Source organism: Paraburkholderia kururiensis (assembly GCF_034424375.1).
Taxonomy (GTDB): domain Bacteria; phylum Pseudomonadota; class Gammaproteobacteria; order Burkholderiales; family Burkholderiaceae; genus Paraburkholderia; species Paraburkholderia kururiensis_A.
In genome coordinates, this window is record NZ_CP139965.1 from 2,685,966 (window position 1) to 2,701,191 (window position 15,226).

At 68.6% G+C, this 15,226-nt stretch carries 15 protein-coding genes; 1 reads left to right on the top strand and 14 read right to left on the bottom strand.

Annotated features, from left to right (window positions below):
* Positions 1 to 23 precede the first annotated feature (23 nt).
* Positions 24 to 200 (top strand): hypothetical protein, encoded by a 177-nt coding sequence (locus U0042_RS12075; RefSeq protein WP_198665452.1) that lies wholly within the window; start codon positions 24 to 26, stop codon positions 198 to 200.
* A gap of 184 nt (positions 201 to 384) precedes the next feature.
* On the opposite strand, the gene U0042_RS12080 is transcribed toward U0042_RS12075, so the two are convergent.
* The 14 genes from U0042_RS12080 to U0042_RS12145 all read right to left on the bottom strand — a co-directional run bounded on the left by U0042_RS12080 (position 385) and on the right by U0042_RS12145 (position 14,726).
* Positions 385 to 1,110 (bottom strand): DUF2968 domain-containing protein, encoded by a 726-nt coding sequence (locus tag U0042_RS12080; RefSeq protein ID WP_114815339.1) that lies wholly within the window; start codon positions 1,108 to 1,110, stop codon positions 385 to 387.
* 48 nt (positions 1,111 to 1,158) lie between these two features.
* Positions 1,159 to 2,550, bottom strand: a complete 1,392-nt coding sequence (locus tag U0042_RS12085) for a sigma 54-interacting transcriptional regulator (protein WP_114815340.1) — start codon at positions 2,548 to 2,550, stop codon at positions 1,159 to 1,161.
* A gap of 9 nt (positions 2,551 to 2,559) precedes the next feature.
* Positions 2,560 to 4,347: a TadG family pilus assembly protein gene (locus U0042_RS12090; RefSeq protein ID WP_232833648.1), complete on the bottom strand. Its 1,788-nt coding sequence runs from the start codon at positions 4,345 to 4,347 to the stop codon at positions 2,560 to 2,562.
* A gap of 1 nt (position 4,348) precedes the next feature.
* Positions 4,349 to 4,780 carry a DUF3613 domain-containing protein gene (locus tag U0042_RS12095; protein ID WP_114815341.1) on the bottom strand — a complete coding sequence of 144 codons (432 nt, stop codon included), beginning with the start codon at positions 4,778 to 4,780 and terminating at the stop codon, positions 4,349 to 4,351.
* An 83-nt stretch (positions 4,781 to 4,863) separates the two neighbouring features.
* Positions 4,864 to 5,757, bottom strand: a complete 894-nt coding sequence (locus U0042_RS12100) for a tetratricopeptide repeat protein (protein ID WP_114815342.1) — start codon at positions 5,755 to 5,757, stop codon at positions 4,864 to 4,866.
* Between the two features lie 74 nt (positions 5,758 to 5,831).
* Positions 5,832 to 7,040 carry a type II secretion system F family protein gene (locus tag U0042_RS12105; protein WP_114815343.1) on the bottom strand — a complete coding sequence of 403 codons (1,209 nt, stop codon included), beginning with the start codon at positions 7,038 to 7,040 and terminating at the stop codon, positions 5,832 to 5,834.
* A gap of 24 nt (positions 7,041 to 7,064) precedes the next feature.
* On the bottom strand, positions 7,065 to 8,156 hold the full coding sequence (locus tag U0042_RS12110) for a type II secretion system F family protein (protein ID WP_198665453.1): 1,092 nt from the start codon (positions 8,154 to 8,156) through the stop codon (positions 7,065 to 7,067).
* A complete protein-coding gene (locus tag U0042_RS12115) occupies positions 8,149 to 9,555 on the bottom strand; it encodes a CpaF family protein (RefSeq protein WP_114815345.1) in 1,407 nt (468 codons plus the stop codon). The genes U0042_RS12110 and U0042_RS12115 overlap by 8 nt, the downstream gene beginning before the upstream one ends.
* A gap of 3 nt (positions 9,556 to 9,558) precedes the next feature.
* Positions 9,559 to 10,812, bottom strand: coding sequence for a fimbrial protein (locus U0042_RS12120; protein ID WP_114815346.1), 1,254 nt, complete (start codon positions 10,810 to 10,812; stop codon positions 9,559 to 9,561).
* A 120-nt stretch (positions 10,813 to 10,932) separates the two neighbouring features.
* Positions 10,933 to 12,294, bottom strand: coding sequence for a type II and III secretion system protein family protein (locus U0042_RS12125; RefSeq protein WP_114815347.1), 1,362 nt, complete (start codon positions 12,292 to 12,294; stop codon positions 10,933 to 10,935).
* Positions 12,295 to 12,417: 123 nt separating this feature from the next.
* Positions 12,418 to 13,374, bottom strand: coding sequence for a Flp pilus assembly protein CpaB (gene cpaB / locus U0042_RS12130; protein ID WP_114815348.1), 957 nt, complete (start codon positions 13,372 to 13,374; stop codon positions 12,418 to 12,420).
* Between the two features lie 46 nt (positions 13,375 to 13,420).
* Positions 13,421 to 13,945 (bottom strand): TadE/TadG family type IV pilus assembly protein, encoded by a 525-nt coding sequence (locus tag U0042_RS12135; RefSeq protein ID WP_232833649.1) that lies wholly within the window; start codon positions 13,943 to 13,945, stop codon positions 13,421 to 13,423.
* Positions 13,942 to 14,451 carry an A24 family peptidase gene (locus tag U0042_RS12140; protein WP_114815349.1) on the bottom strand — a complete coding sequence of 170 codons (510 nt, stop codon included), beginning with the start codon at positions 14,449 to 14,451 and terminating at the stop codon, positions 13,942 to 13,944. The genes U0042_RS12135 and U0042_RS12140 overlap by 4 nt, the downstream gene beginning before the upstream one ends.
* Positions 14,452 to 14,546: 95 nt before the next feature.
* Positions 14,547 to 14,726, bottom strand: coding sequence for a Flp family type IVb pilin (locus U0042_RS12145; RefSeq protein WP_114815350.1), 180 nt, complete (start codon positions 14,724 to 14,726; stop codon positions 14,547 to 14,549).
* Positions 14,727 to 15,226 lie beyond the last annotated feature (500 nt).

Below are 15,226 nucleotides of genomic sequence, written 5' to 3' on the forward strand. Positions count from 1 at the left end.
CCAACCGATGCCCGGAGAACGCCATGACGAAGCCCGCTCCATCCACGCCGCAGACCGACCAGCCGCACCCCGACGCGGCACATCCCGTCGAGCCGGCCGACGAGCGGCTCGACGAGGCGCTCGAAGAGACGTTCCCCGCCAGCGACCCGATCGCCGTCGATCCCGCGGAACCGCCGGAAAAGCAGAAGCACAAGCCGTAGGCCAGGCGAGCCGTATGGCGTGAACCGCCCGAAGGAGCAGCGAGCCCGCCTGCGCGCGGATGCCCGACGCCAGGCGCACAAGCACAAAAGGCACGCCGACCGGCGCGCCAAAATAATCTGCACACGTTGGATCCGGCTGCGGCATGCACCGCCGCAGCCGTCACGCCCGATGCGGACGCCGCGATCAGCGCGTCGGCAAGCCGCTTTCCAGCTGGCGCTGGAGGTCGCGCACCTGATGCTGCGTTGCGCGCAGTTGCTCCTGCGCCGCAGCCTTCTGGTTCTGCAGCGTGCTCGCCTGCTGGCGGGTTTCCTTCTGCTGGCTCGCCACGGCGGCCTGCTGCTGACGCGCCACCGTGAGGTCGGCCTCGAGACGGTTCGCGCGCATCTGCTGCAGGGCGATCAGGCGTTCGGTGAACGCCTTCTGCGCTTCGAGCCGCGTGCGGCGAATCTCGACGTCGGAAAGCTGCACCGTCTGCCGCGCGAAGTCGCGGTAGATGGCTTCGGCACGGGTTTCGTCCGTGGTCTTGATGACGCGCCAGAACGTCTTCTGCTGGAACAGCGCGACGTAGTACGTCATCTCTTTGGCGTAGAACAAGAGGCTTGCGCCGTAGCTGCCGTTGTAAGTGGTGCGCAGTTCGGCCAGGTCCGGGCCGTGGATCATACGTTGCAGCTCCGCCACATTGCCGCCTTCGGTCGCGGAATCGTTTGCGCTCGCGGCCGCAACGGTCGACGCAGCAGCCGGCGTCACTGCCGGCAAGGGCGCCGGCACAGCCGGTTGAGACTCGACGGCCCCCGCCGTCGCCGTTGCCCCGCTCTCAGCCGGTGCGGTCTGCGCGCAGCCGGCTTGCACTCCCCCGATTGTCAACATCGCGACGAGCGCGATCTGTCGAAGTTTTGACTTCTGGTCCATGTAACCCCTGATCGAACAGTTTTAGTTTTAACAATTCGGGGGTCATTATTACTCAGTTTCCCGACTTTCGGGTTCCTCCTCGAAAATTTGGTACTTCCGCATCTTCTCCCACAGCACCTTGCGGCTGATGCCGAGGTACTGCGCCGTGTCCTGGCGGCGCCAGCCGTTCGCGTCGAGGGCTGCCAGCACGCGGTTGCGTTCCGCCATGTCCCACTTGCTGCGGTCCACCAGCACCTCGGCGGCGCTTTCGGCGGGCACGGGCTGGGTGCTGCACGCAAGCGCAATCAGCCGCTGCAGGCGCGCTGCGTCCCATGAGCCCACCTGGCGCACCGTCACGCCGATCCGTTCGGCCAGGTTGCGCAGTTCGCGCACGTTGCCGGGAAAGTACATGTCCGCGATCGCGTCGGCGAGCCAGTAAGGCAGGTCGGGCAGCGCCGCGAGCCGCTCGGCGCCCACCACGGTCGCGATGAACGCCTTGAAGAGCGCGATCTTGTCCACCGCGCCGCGCTCTTCGAGCGAGGGCACCTTGAGTTCGATCACGGCGAGCCGGTAGTAGAGGTCGGCGCGGAAGGTGCCGTCCTTCACGAGCTGCGGCAGGTTCTTGTTGGTCGCCGCGACCAGCCGGAAGTCCACCTTGACCGCCGCAGGCGAGCCGATGCGCGTCACCGCGCCGTCTTCGAGCACGCGCAGCAGCTTCACCTGCTGGTAGAGCGGCAGGTCGCCGATCTCGTCGAGAAAGAGCGTGCCGCCGTCGGCCTGCTCGAAGTAGCCTTTGTGCGCCACCACCGCGCCCGTGAACGAGCCTTTGGCGTGGCCGAAGAACAGCGACTCGAAGAGACCGTCGGGAATCGCCCCGCAGTTCACGGCGATGAACGGCCCCTTGCCGTAGTGCGAGTGCTTCTCGTGCAACAGCTGCGCAATGCGCTCCTTGCCCACGCCGGTCTCGCCGTGCACGAGCACGCTCGTTTCGCAATCCGCGAAGGTGTCCACTTCGTGCAGAAGCGCCTGCATGCATTCGGAACTCGCGACGAGCGCGTCCGATGCCGCCGTCTGCGCCGAATGCGCGCGCAGTTGCAGCGCGAGCTTCGAGATCATGCCGCGCAGTTCGGCGCAGGTGAAGTCGAGCGGCAGGATGTGCGAGTACTCGGCCGGATACATGGTCGGGTCGTGGTCACGCGGCGCCTGGCCGACCCACACCACGGGCATGCCGTGCGCCGCCTGCCAGTCGCGCAGCACGAGCGCGCCCGAATCGATCACGCTCACGCTGATGATGGCAAGCGACGGCCGCAGCGCCGAGCGCTCCGGCGAGATGGCGATGTCGTCCGCGCGGATCACCTCGACGTCGAAGCTCGCCATGCAGCGGGCGACCCGGTCGACGATGTCCGCCTTGCCTTCCCAGACGTAGACGTCGAGTTCCTCGATTTTGGTGGGGGTTCTCATGGGTGGATGTCAATAAACCAGTTGAGCCTCGCCGCACGACAAGCCGCTGTCGTGCACGGTGGCGACGCCGATCTGCACGCCGAGCAGTTGCAGCAGCGGCACGAGCAGCGCGTCGAGCGAATTCAGAACAGGCGTGAGCGCCGCAACGAGCAGATCGAGCAGCGGCGCGAGCACGACCCCAGCCACCGACGTGATGTTCACGCCGTTGAGCGTCGCGTAGATCGAGTTCGGCAACTGCGCGGCCAGCTGCGTCAGCAGGCCGCCCGCCGCGCTGCCCACGGCGTTCGAGTTGACGGACTGGTAGTCGTCGCTGTCGCCGGCAACGCCGTTGAAGTTGAGCGAGGTGTAGCCGGTTGTCGAAGGCGCAAGCTGGAGCTGCAGCCCCGTCTTGTTCGTCGGGTTGCCGACGTTGACGGCCACGCTCAACGCCGCGGGCGGAATGCCTACGGTCAGCGTCGTCAGCGCCGCCGGCTGCGTGCAACTGGACGGCAGACTGTAGTTCGTGAAGTTCGCGGCCGCGTTGCCGCCCACGCAGACGCCTAGCACGCCGGGCTGCACGCCGATCGTGCTTTGGCTCGTGGCCTGCGACGCCGTGCAGCGCGTGCTTTCCAGCCGCGCGTTGCCGGTGCCGCCCGTTTCCAGGTACACGGGCAGGTTCAGCGCCGTCAGGTTGACGAGCCCAAGATCGATATTGAGCAGACTGACGTCGAGATAGAGCCGTACCTCGGCCGAATGCGCGGTGGTGCGCCAGTTGCCGGCGGCGTCCTGCCCCGCCTCGCCCACCGCGATCACGGGCGGCTCCAGGATGCGCGCCTGCGCCGTGACGTTGGCGAGCGGACCCAGGTTCAGCGCCGCGCCCAGATTAACGGTGGACTGGCCGTTGGCGATCTCGGCGGCCACGAGCAGCATGTCGAGCGGATTGACGGTGGCCGACGCGGCGGACTGCGCGTCGGCGAGCCCCACCGAAAGCAGCGGATTGCCCGCACCCGCGGTGTTGCCCACGTTGATGGACGGCCCCGAGGGAATCGACGCGGCGAGCGAGCCGAGCGCGCTCGTGGCGCTCGCGCTCGCCACGTTGCCGGCCGCGAGCGCCGTGACCATCGCTCTCGCGAGGTCGCGCACCTGCAACTGCGTGGCGAGCAGCTCGCTCACCGACGCCGCGCCTACGGCGGCCGCAAGGTCGCCCAGCTTGATCTGCGCCGCAGCGAGCGCCTGATACGAGGCGACGTCGAGATTGAGGCTCGTGCCGAGCAACGCGCCCAGCAGGCTGTTCAGCAGGCCGCCCTGGAGCGTGGCAAGCGTGGTGGTGAGCGAGAACGTGCCGATGTTGGTGGATTGCGCGATGGCCGTGGCCTGCACCTCGCGCGCCGGGCCCACGAAGAAGTACGGCACCTGGCGCGACACCGTCACCTGAACCGCGTTGAGCGGCGCGCCCGTGGTGCCGAAGTACGGCTGCAACGTGTTCGACGACGGGTCCCAGCGCCCGCAGGTCACCGTGACCGTACCCGTGGACGGCAGGCCGTTGCCCTGGTTGGCGTTCGCCTGTGCCGAGGCCGTGGCGGCCGCACATCCGGTCGCGCTCGACACGGTCTGCGCGCCCGCGATGGCGGCCATGTCCGCCACGCGCTGCAACGCGCGGCGGGCGAAGTAGACGTTCCCCACGTCGATGGCGCCCAGCGCCGCCACCGCCACGAGCATCCACGCAAGGCCGAGGATCGAGATGGCGCCGCGTTGCTTGCGCAGGCCGCGGTGAGCGGCGCGCAGCGGTACCCGACGAGGAACGCAGCCAGCCGGCATGTCAGTTCGACGACGGCGCGCCGCCGTACCCCACGAGCATGCCGAGGCCATTGCCGCCCTGCCCCATCGACGAATCGAAGCGCTCCGGAATCTTCGACTTGAACGATTCGAGGTAGCGCTGATAGGCGAGCGTCGCTTCGGCGCCGGGCGTGGGCTGCGCGGGCGCAGCCGCGGCGTTGCTGCGCTGGAGCGCGAGCCAGGCCGAGGTGGCGGGGCCGATGTCGCTGGCCCGGGCGTTGGCTTTCGTGGCGGCCTTCGTCGTTGCCTGGGCCTGAGCGGGGAGCACGCCGCTACTCTCCTGCGCGTGGGCCGTGCCGGCAACGAACCCCGGCACGATTGCCAAAGCGAACGCCGACGCCGCCGCAGAAAGCACGCCCGCCCGGGCGCGCGGCGCGGCACTTGCCCTACGCGCGTGCCGATCAGTTGTCTTCATGTTTTCCTCCCGTCCTGCACTCGTACCTGCGCTCGTACCTGCACGCGTATGCGCGCTCGTTCTTTCCAGGCCGCATACTGGCGCTATTGCGAAAAGCGCTGCAACAACCGCGGCGCGACGTCGATGCCCGACTGGCCCGACTGTCCCATCTGCATGCTCGCCATCGGCACGTTCTCGCCGGCCGCCGCGCGTTCGACACCGCCCATGTCGCCGTGCCCCGCACTGCCTGTCTCCGAAAGATGCGCACGCGCCGCCGCGCGCTGGCGCAGGCGGCTCGCCTGGGCGACCTTCGCGGCGTCGCTGCGGATCGCGGCGCGCACGTCGGGCGCCACGTTCTGCTGCTTCATCACGGCCTGCGCTTCGGCGTTCTGTCCGTCCGCGACGAGAAACAGCACGACGTTGCTCACGATCTTCGGATTGTGCTGATCCAGTTCCGCGGCTTTCATGAGCGGCACGCGCGCGGCCGTTACGTCGCCGCTGCGCAGGAGCGCATAGCCGAGGTCGGAGAGCGTGGACGCATCGGTAGGCGCAAGGCGCACCGCCTCCTGAAGCTCCGCGGCCGCCCGCGTGAAGTCGCCCGCGCCGCCCGCCAGCAAACCCAGCCCGCGATGCCCGCGCGCGGCAAGCGGCGTGGCGAGCAGTTGCCGGTAGGCCTCCGCGCTCGCTGCCGGCTGGCCGGTGGCGCGCAAGGCATCGGCACGCAGCAGGATCGACTCGGGCGAAGCGCCGTACTGCTTCTCGTAGGCGTCGATGTGCGCCAGCGACGCGTAGTAGAGCCCCTGCGCCTGCATCCGGTCGATGAGGCCCAGGTACATGCCGGGCGTGTCGGGCGCGGGCTGGCTCGCCTGCTGCAGCTTCGCCTCGCGCTCGGCCTGCGCGCCCACGCCGTAGCCCTGCTCCTTGAAGGCGCAGGCGCCCAGCAGCGCAACGGCGGCCAGCGCGAGCGCGCGGCGCAGTGTCTCGCTGACGTAGTTCATGACGCTTCCTTCATGGCGCGGCTCTCCTCGTTCCTTGCCGTTCTTTCCCATGCGCGATTCCCTCGTACGCCGCGCTACCGGTGCGGTCGCACCGACACCAGCGAATGCGTGACCGAAACCACGCCCGGCCCTGCGGTGACGATCAACAGCGCGGGCAGCAGCGTGAGGATCATCACGGCGGTCATCTTCACGGTGAGCCGGCCGATGCGCTCGCGCAGCATCGCGCGCCGCACTTCGCGCAGGCGGTCGCCGAACTGCCGAAGCGGTTCCTGCACGGCGCCGCCGTGACGGTCCACCTGGATCAGGAGCCGCACGACGGCACGCAGGTCCTCGTTGTCGTAGCTCGAGGCCACGCGTTGCAGCGACTGCTCGCGCGTGCGTCCCGCCGTGAACTGCCGCTGTGCGATTTCGAGTTCGCCCGCGAGCACCGGCAGCACGCCGCGAAATTCGTTGACGAGCACCTGGAGGCTCTGGTCGAGCGAAAGGCCCACGCCTTGCAGCAGGCGCAGCAGGTCGACCAGCATCGGCAGCTCGTCCACCACGGCGCGGCGGCGGCCGGCGGCGCGCCGCTGCACGTAGAGCTTCGGCACCATGAAGCCAAGCACGAGCCCCGCGGCCGGCACGAAGAGCCCCGTCACGCCGCTGCTGCCCATCCAGTCGAACGCGGCCACGCCGCCGTGCATGAACCAGCCGGCGAACGCCGCGACCACCATGGCCGACGCCACGCGCGCCATCAGGAAGAGTCCGCGCGAGCGCGCATCCACGAAGCCGCACTGTTCGAGCAGACGTCGCTCTTCGTCCGCTACGGCCTGACGGCCGAAGGGCGTATCGAGCCAGCGCACGCCCGCATCGGCGAGGCGCTCGACCCACGCGGCAAGGCCGCGCGATCGCGGGCGGTTGTTGGTGCCCGCAGTCGTCCGGTCGGCGGCCCGAGCGCCGGGGCCGGCCATGCCCACCATGCCATTGACGCCTGTGGCCATACCCGCGCCGGCACGCGCCGCTGCGCCCGAACCTGCACCCACGGTCGAATTCGCCGACGTGCCGCCACCGGCAGCCGCCCCGGCCGCTGTCCCCGCCCCCATGCGCGCCGCCACCTGAGCCGCAGCAGCCGCAGCAGACGAAGACGCCATCGCCGCAGCCGCCGCCCGCGCCTCGAGCGCCACCGCGAGCGTGCGCGCGCTGCGCCTCGCGCCCGCGAGCCGCACCACGGCATGCGCCGCGAGCAGCGCGCAGCCGAGCGCGGCCAGCACCAGCGCGGCGGCAAAAAGCGACCCGGCGCTCATGCGTGACTCCTCATGCACGGCTCCTCATGTTCCGCTCCGCAGACGCGTGAGCCGGTACAGCATCCACGCACCGAACGCCTGCAGTCCGAAGGCGACGAAAACGAGCCGTCGCCCCGCCTCGTCGTACCACATCGAGCCGAAGTACTTCGGGTTCGTGAGCACGAGAAAACCGCCTATCGCGAGCGGCAGCAACGCCAGCACGCAGGCCGAAAGACGCGTCTCCGCGGACATCGCGGCCAGCTCGCGGCCCGCCTGTTCGAGGTCGCGCATGAAGGTCGCCATGCGGTCGAGCATGATGTCCGCGCGTCCGCCGTATTTGACCGAGAGGCGCAGCACGGCGCCCACCAGTTCCAGTTCGCGCGTGCGGTACACGCCCGCCACGTGATAGAGCGCGCGGTCGATCTCCACGCCGCTGCGCAACAGGCGCGAGACGTGGTCCAGACACTCGCGCAGCGGCGCCTCGGTGGTTTGCAGCGCGGCCTGAAACGCGGCCGGCACGCTGTTGCCGAGCACGATGAGCCGCACGATGCCGTCAAGAAACGACGGCAACTGCCGCACGATCTTTTCGCGGCGCCGGTACGCGCGCCGCGACACGACGAACCCGAGCCCCGCCGATACGAAAGCGAGCGTGGCCAGCACGCCCCACACGCCGCCGCGCGCAAACGCCCAGATGGCGAGCGCCAGCGTGCCGAGCGACACGCACAGCAACGGCATGCGCGCGTTGCCGATGCCCGCGCGGCGCAAGGTGTTGTCGATGGCGGTGACAAGGCGGGCCTGCCAGTACTGCACGCGCGCGACGAGCGGCGCGCCGCGGCCGGGCGCTGCGCTCATGAGCGTCTGCGCCGCGGCAGCGGATCGCGGCGACGAGCGGGCTGCTTGACCCGAATGGGCTGGATGCGCCGCATGGGCCGCATGAACGGAATGCGGCACCGGTGCCGCTTGCGGTCCCTGTCCCGCCCAAGCCGCGCCCTGCGCCGCCGACGCCACCCGGCTCTCCACGAAGCGCGCCGCGGCCGCACGGTCGCTGCGCTGCGCGCCGCTGCGCCACAGCAACAGCGCGACCGCCGCGCACAGCAACGCGAAGGCCCCGATCAACAGCGCGATGGCGCTAGCCACGGAAGCCTCCGCCGCGTCCGCCGCCGAAGTCGCTGCCGAAGCCACCCCCGAAGCCACCGCCGAATCCGCCAGGCTCGCCGCCGTAGTTGCCGCCATAGTTGCCGCTCCCGCCCCCCAGCGCCTGGCGGAAGCGCGCGAGCTTCGGCGAATGCGGATGGATGCCGAGCGACGTCCACTGGTCCACCTCTTCGCCTTCGGGCGTCGTGAGCGGCTCGTAGCGGTAAAGCTCCTGCGTCGCGATGATGTTGTCCGCGAGCCCGGTGACCTCGGTCACTGAAAGAATGCGGCGGCGTCCGTTGGAGAGCCGCCCGATCTGCACGATGAAGTCGATCGCGTTGGCGATCTGGCGGCGCAGGCTCGCCTCGGTGCCCTGAAAACCCGCGAACCCCGCGAGCATTTCGAGGCGATACAGACACTCGCGCGGCGAACTCGCATGCACGGTGCCCATCGATCCGTCGTGGCCCGTGTTCATGGCCTGGAGCATTTCCAGCACTTCGCCGCCGCGCACTTCGCCCACGATGATGCGGTCCGGCCGCATGCGCAGCGTGTTGCGCAGCAGGTCGCGAATCGACACCACGCCTGTGCCGTCGAAGCCGCCCGGCCGGCTTTCCAGCCGCACCACGTGCGGGTGGTTCAGCGAAAGCTCGGCCGTGTCTTCGATGGTCACGACGCGCTCCGGCTCGGGAATGTGGAACGCGAGCGCGTTGAGCAGCGACGTCTTGCCCGAGCTCGTGCCGCCCGACACCAGCACGTTGCAGCGCGCGGCCACCGCGGCTTCGAGCAGCGCGCCGATCTCGGCGTTGTAGGTGCCGTTGCCGAGCAGGTCGTCGGGACGCAGCGGGTCTTTGCGAAACTTGCGGATGGAGACGACTGGACCGTCGATGGAAAGCGGCTCGATCACCACGTTGATGCGCCCGCCGTCGGGCAGCCGCGCATCCACCATCGGGTTCGATTCGTCGAGCCGCCGCCCGATGGGCGCGAGAATGCGCCGCACGATGCGCAAGAGATGCGCGTTGTCGGCGAAGCGCACGGGGATCTTCGTAAGCATGCCGTGGCGCGACACGTACACATCGCTGTAGCCGTTCACGAGAATGTCTTCCACGACCGGGTCGTTGAGCAGGTCTTCGATCGGCCCGAAGCCCGCCAGCTCCTTGGTGAGCGCCTCGGCAATCTGGCGCACCTCGGCCTCGTTGATCGGAATGCGGCGCAGCCTCACGAAGCTGTCCATCTCCAGATCCACGAACTGGCTGATCGCGTTGCGCGACCAGCGGCCGAACTCCGCGCCCAGCTCTTCGATGCGCGTGAGCAGATGCTCGTGCGCCGCGTTCTTGATGTCCTGGAACTGCTGGCTCTGCGCGAACATCGGCGTGTCGTCGGCGAACTCGATGTCTTTTGCCATCGTCTATGACCGCTTCGTTGAGGTTGGAAGAAGACGCCGCAGCGCGTCGAGCGCCGGGCGCACGCGCGTGGCGCGGCCCGGCAGCCCCGCGCTCGCCGCGGGACCGCCCAGCCGTTCGATCAGCGGTTCGAGCGCGCGCACGTACGGGTCGCGCGGCGAAGCGTCGGCCAGCAGCTGGCCGCGGTTCGCCGCCTGCCCAAGCGCCACGCGCCGCTCGGGCAACACGGCAAGCAGCTCCACGTCGAGACGCTCTGCGATCTGCGCCGCGGTGAGATCGAGCTGCGGCTCGAAGCGGTTCACGACGAGCCGCACGCCGCCCGTGTCCACGCCCTCGGCGCGCAGCGCATCGAGCACGCCCACCGCCGAGACGATCGATGCCACGCCCTGGTCGCACACGAGCCAGGTCTCGTCGGCGGCCTGCACGACCTGCGCGATGAACTCGCTGTTGGTGAAGCCGCCCAGATCCACGATCTGCTGGTCGAAGAACGCGCGCAGCCGCGTGAGCAACGCAAGCGACGACGCGTACGAGACCTCGCGCATTTCCGCGAGGTTGGGCGGCAACGTGGTGAGCGCGAGGCCGCTCGTGTGGCGCGACAGCGCGGTGTGCACGAAGGTCTGATCGAAGCGGCGCACGTTGCGCACGGCCTCGACGAAATGGAATTCGCTGCGCGTATTGAGCAGCAAGGTGCCGTCGCCCGCGGGCAGGCCGAGATCGAGCAGCGCGGCCTGGCGGCCGAGCGCCGCGTCGCGGCGTGCCAGCGTGACGGCGAGGTTCGCGGCAAGCGTGCTCACGCCCATGCCGATGCGCGCGCCGAGCAGCACCGCGAGCCGGCCGTGGCGGCTCACCGGCTCCACGAGGTGGTCGAGCACCCGGCGCGCGATGCGGCGGGCGTCGTCGGCGGGCGCGGCCAGATCGACGAAATCGCGCACGCCGGCGCGCAACGCGGCGAGCGCGCTTTCCGGTTCGGCGAGCGACCCCACCGCGACGATCTGCAGCCCGGGGTACGCGGCGCGCGCGGCGGCGACGGCGGCACTGGCCGCGGCCACGTGACCGCCCGAAAAGTCGACGAACACGAGCGACGGGTTGAGCGCGGCGATGCGCTGCGTGAGCAGCGTGGGGTCGAGCGTGACCGCATCCACGGCACCCACTGCGACGAGCGTGTCGGCGAGCCATTCCACGTGCGCGCCGGCCAGCGACGCGAACACGAAATAGTCGGCGACGGCGCGCTCAGTCAAAGCCTGCGTTCTCGCGTTCATGTTGGACTTCTCCCTGCGGCCGCGTCGTGGTGCGCCGCTTTGTGTACTGCTTCGTGTGTTGCTTTGTTTGCTGCTTCGTGCGCCGCTCTCGATCGGCGAGCGCTCGTGGTGTCTCGCCGTTCATCGCGAGAACCCCGGCGCGGCGTCGCGCGCGAACGCGCCGCCGATGAACGAGCGCCACACGGGACCGTCGTGCTGCTCCGACTGCTCGCCCGGCGTCGCGGGCAAGGCCGCGCCTTTCGCGAGCGGCGACACGAGATGCGGCGTCACGATGATCACGAGCTCCTTGTCGTTCTGCTGATAGTTGAGCTGCTTGAAGAACGCGCCGATCACGGGCAAGTCGCCGAGCAACGGCACCTTATCAACGTTCGACGCCGTCTCGCGGTCGATGAGGCCGCCGATCACGAAGCTCTCGCCGTCGCCCAGTTCCACGGTGGTGTCGGCGCGCCGCGTCGTGATGGCCGGCACCGCGATGCCGTTGATCGTGACGGCGTGCACGAAGTCGAGCTGGCTTGCCTCGGGCGCCACCTTGAGCGCGATGCGCTGCGGCGAGAGCACGGTGGGCGTGAGCGTGAGCCCCACGCCATACGGCTTGTATTCGATCGACGTGGTGCCGAGCGCCTGCGGCACCGGCACCGGAATCTCGCCGCCCGCAAGGAAGTTCGCGCTCTGGCCCGAGAGCGCGACGAGCGTGGGCTCGGCGAGAATGCGCGCGAGGTTGTTGCTCTCCATGAGGCTCAGGTCCGAGAAGATGCCGTGCGAGGCCGACTGGAACACGAGGTTGAACGCGGACGAAATCGGCGTCTGCAATACGGAGAGCTGATTGTTGGAGACCGCGGTCGAAGAAGTCGGCGAAAACGTGCCGAACGAAAAGCCGTTGTTCTGGCGGAAGAAGTTGAAGCCCACCTGCTTCAACACCTGGCGGCTGAACTCGACCACGCGCACGTCCACCTGCACGACGGCGCGCGTAGCGATGGTCGAGGTGTCGAACACCGTGCCGTCCTTGCCGATGGAGCCGTTGGCCGCGACCACCGCGCGCTGATGCTTCTCGAGCGTGGGCGTGGACCCGCCGATGAGCGCCGTGCCGCCCAGCACCTTGACGCTCGGCGTGTCGTCGGAGAGCAGCGCGCGGGCCGCGTTCGTGGTGACGTTCACGGTATAGGTGACGGGCGTCTCGCGGTTGCGCTCCCAGAGCATCACGCTCGTCGTGCCCGCGGCCTTGCCGACGAGCAGCACGCCGCCGCCCCCGCCCTTCACGATGAGCACGTCCGCCACCGACGGATCGCCCACCGCCACGCGCGTGAGCGCGTGCCCGGCCGCGAGCGTCTGTTGCGCGCCCACAGCGAGATCGATGGTCGATTGCTGCATGCTCGCGGCGGCGAGGCCCGAGGCCGGCGCCGCGCGCGCGTCTTTCGCGTGCGTGGCAAGCGCCATGCCCGCGAGCCCGAGTGCCACTGCGACTTTAACGATGCGTTTTGTCATGTTGTCGTGGATGTCGTGGCGTGCGCGCCCGCATCCGCTCCCTGTTGCTCGACCGGCGCCCTTTTCATCTTCACAAGGCGTCCCACGGGCCGGCTATCCGGCTCCGTCTCCCCGATGCTGCTGTTACCACGCCACCGTCTCGGCGTGCCCGCCTCGTACCACTTCGATGCTGTTTGCTCGCCCGCCGCCCGTGGCCGCGGCGCCGCGTGCGGCAGCCGTCAGCACCGGGGCTGCGCGAGCCGGCGCGGGTGCGCGGCTGCCGGCGCCCGCGCCGCCTGCGAGTTCGTCGAGCGCCACGCCGGCCGCGGCCTGCGTAGAGCCTTGCAACGGCTGGCGCGACACCGTCTTCACCACGCCCGCATAAGGCGCGAACGCGGACGCGTCCGCCACCTCGTCGTCCTTCGGATTGCGCAGCGCGAGCACGAGCCGGCCCGCGCTTTCCGCGAGCGTGAGCTTGTCGACGTCGGCAACGGGCACCGCGAGCACGGCCGTGCGCGCGACGCCATTCGGATCGGCACCGAAGCCGGTCGTGCTGACCGACGCGTTCTGCGCGGGGCTGCCGAACGCGAGCACGCGCACCTTCGACATCAAGAGGCGCGCCTGGGTACGGCCGATCTCGCCCCCCGTGCCCATGCCGCCGTCGCGCTTCAACGTGAAGAACACGTCCACCACGTTGCCGGCGCGCACGCGATTGCCCACCGCGTTCGATTCGTCTACGCGCACGGCCACGGCGCGCTGGCCCGGCGCGATGCTGTCGGCGATGCCCGACGAGAGCTGCGTTTCGAGCACGGGCGAATCCGGCGCGATGTCCGCCGTCGGCACGCGGCCGGCGACGAGCATGGGGTCGCTGAACGCGCCGCCAGGATGAATGGGCAGCATCTGTACGCGCAGTGCGTCGGCGGAGACGGGTTTGCCCGCGACGAGCGTCTGCGTGGCCACGACGACCGGGAACGTCGCATGGGCCGCGACTGTGGCCTGCAGCGGCGTAGCGGGACGACGCGCCAGCATCCAGGCGAACACGGCGAGCAGCAGCGCGAGCACGAGCAGTACGCCCGCGGTGATGCGGGTCAGGTTGGCCATGCGCGCCTCCTCTCTGAGCGGTCGTTCATGGCAGGCATGGCGTTCCTCACAGGATGTTCTCCGGATTGAGCTGCACGGTGGACTGCGTGACGATGGCGTCCGGTATCTTGAAGTCGACGAGCGGCAGGCTCGGGACGAGCGGATGGTTTTTGTAGTCGTAGGAGAGCTGCACCTGAACACAGGTCATCGTGCTGTCGTAGCTGCAGTTTTGCGCCTGCGGCGAACACGTCAGTGCCGTGCTGCCGAGCCAGCTCGCGGCATTGGTGGCGGCAAGACACGCTGCGCTCGTGCGGGCCGCGAGCGCAGCGCTCATGTTGGCGGCCTTCTGGTAGCGCAACGCGGCACGCGCCCCTTCCTCGGAAGCGAGCGTGAGGCTCTGCTGCGCGACGAACACGAGGCTATACGACACGACCGCATACGCGATGGCGAAGAACACGGGAAACAGCAATGCGAATTCGACGGCGGTGCTGCCGCGCTCGCGCCGGCGCGTGTGACGCGAGATGCAGTCCGGACTCGCCTTGATATAGCGGGCGGAAAGTTTGACAGGGCGAAGAGTACGCAGCGAATTCATCGCGCCGCTCCTGCCGTCAGATGCAGCGTGTGCAGCGCAAGCCATGCGATGGCGGGCACCGCGAGACACGCAACGTAAGGCGTTCCGCGCGTACCGCGCAACACGATGCCATGCGACGTTTGCGGCCCCGACGTGGCCGTGTGTCCGCGCATCGTAAAGAGCAGCGCGACGGCATGCACGCCCGCCGCGAGACTCGCGGCCACCCACAGGCCCGGCAGCGCATCGACGCCGCACCAGGCGCCGAGCACGGCGAACACCTTGACGTCCGCGGCGCCCATCACGCCCAGCGCGAAGAACGGCATCAACGCCACGAACCCCACGACCGCGCCTGCCAGCGCGCGCGCCGGCGTCAGGCCGAACGGGTTGCCGTGGACGAGCGCGAACGCCAGCGCGGCGATGAGGCCGACTGCGACGAGCGCATTGGGCACACGACGGCTGCGGCAGTCGCACACGGCGACAGCCGCAGCCCACGCGGCGAACACGAGGCTGCTCACGAGCGGGTTCATGTCGGATCCGGCAGGCAGCACCCTTCCCACGCGCCGACAGACGGCCCGTGTAAATGGCACTGCTGCTTTAAATAAGGATCGTTGACGGCTACGCGTCAGGAACCCTTCGCCGTGTTGATCGATGTCGCGATGGTATCGAAAACCGTTTTTAGGTTTGTGCCGATCGTCGTAACCCCGCCCACGATCAGCAATGCAATCAACCCCGCAATCAGCCCGTATTCAAGTGCGGTTACACCCTTGTTATCTCTCAGGAAACGCCCGGCGAACTTTTTCATTTTAGCCCTCGACACTGCGTTTAATCTTTGTATGCGAATTGAAATTCGTAACGGCGCGCATATGACGGCAATTCACGGCTGTTCTTTGCAGCCGGCCATGCCGGTTCTTTTTCTAGGAGCGCGATGCTACATGGCAGCTGGAATTCAGCCGCGCATAGGGGATAGGATATTCGGCCCGATATTTCACCTCCCTCGTCAAACCCCGTATTCCAACGCTTTATAACCGATCAATCGGCAAGAAGCAATTTGCCACCGAATTTTTTCCGAATTTTTTTTCGGCTTTTTCGTGCAGCCTTTTCCGGATGTTTCCGCCTGGCCTGCCGTGCTTCTTCCTGCGACTTCTCTTTTCTGGTCCGCCGTCGAGGCGACGGTTCGACTGCCACACAAGCGTAGCGGCAGTTCCGACGCGAACCAGGTAGGGCTAACCATACGTTAGACCCGTTTCACTAATTCACCGTTGAACGCACGTTTCAAGCGTCGTGTAACCCCCGTTACGCGTG

Coding starts and splice junctions, on each gene's coding strand:
- U0042_RS12075 (WP_198665452.1), top strand. CDS start 24: ATGACGAAGCCCGCTCCATCCACGCCGCAGACCGACCAGCCGCACCCC.
- U0042_RS12080 (WP_114815339.1), bottom strand. CDS start 1,110: ATGGACCAGAAGTCAAAACTTCGACAGATCGCGCTCGTCGCGATGTTG.
- U0042_RS12085 (WP_114815340.1), bottom strand. CDS start 2,550: ATGAGAACCCCCACCAAAATCGAGGAACTCGACGTCTACGTCTGGGAA.
- U0042_RS12090 (WP_232833648.1), bottom strand. CDS start 4,347: ATGCCGGCTGGCTGCGTTCCTCGTCGGGTACCGCTGCGCGCCGCTCAC.
- U0042_RS12095 (WP_114815341.1), bottom strand. CDS start 4,780: ATGAAGACAACTGATCGGCACGCGCGTAGGGCAAGTGCCGCGCCGCGC.
- U0042_RS12100 (WP_114815342.1), bottom strand. CDS start 5,757: ATGAACTACGTCAGCGAGACACTGCGCCGCGCGCTCGCGCTGGCCGCC.
- U0042_RS12105 (WP_114815343.1), bottom strand. CDS start 7,040: ATGAGCGCCGGGTCGCTTTTTGCCGCCGCGCTGGTGCTGGCCGCGCTC.
- U0042_RS12115 (WP_114815345.1), bottom strand. CDS start 9,555: ATGGCAAAAGACATCGAGTTCGCCGACGACACGCCGATGTTCGCGCAG.
- U0042_RS12120 (WP_114815346.1), bottom strand. CDS start 10,812: ATGAACGCGAGAACGCAGGCTTTGACTGAGCGCGCCGTCGCCGACTAT.
- U0042_RS12125 (WP_114815347.1), bottom strand. CDS start 12,294: ATGACAAAACGCATCGTTAAAGTCGCAGTGGCACTCGGGCTCGCGGGC.
- cpaB (WP_114815348.1), bottom strand. CDS start 13,374: ATGGCCAACCTGACCCGCATCACCGCGGGCGTACTGCTCGTGCTCGCG.
- U0042_RS12135 (WP_232833649.1), bottom strand. CDS start 13,945: ATGAATTCGCTGCGTACTCTTCGCCCTGTCAAACTTTCCGCCCGCTAT.
- U0042_RS12140 (WP_114815349.1), bottom strand. CDS start 14,451: ATGAACCCGCTCGTGAGCAGCCTCGTGTTCGCCGCGTGGGCTGCGGCT.
- U0042_RS12145 (WP_114815350.1), bottom strand. CDS start 14,726: ATGAAAAAGTTCGCCGGGCGTTTCCTGAGAGATAACAAGGGTGTAACC.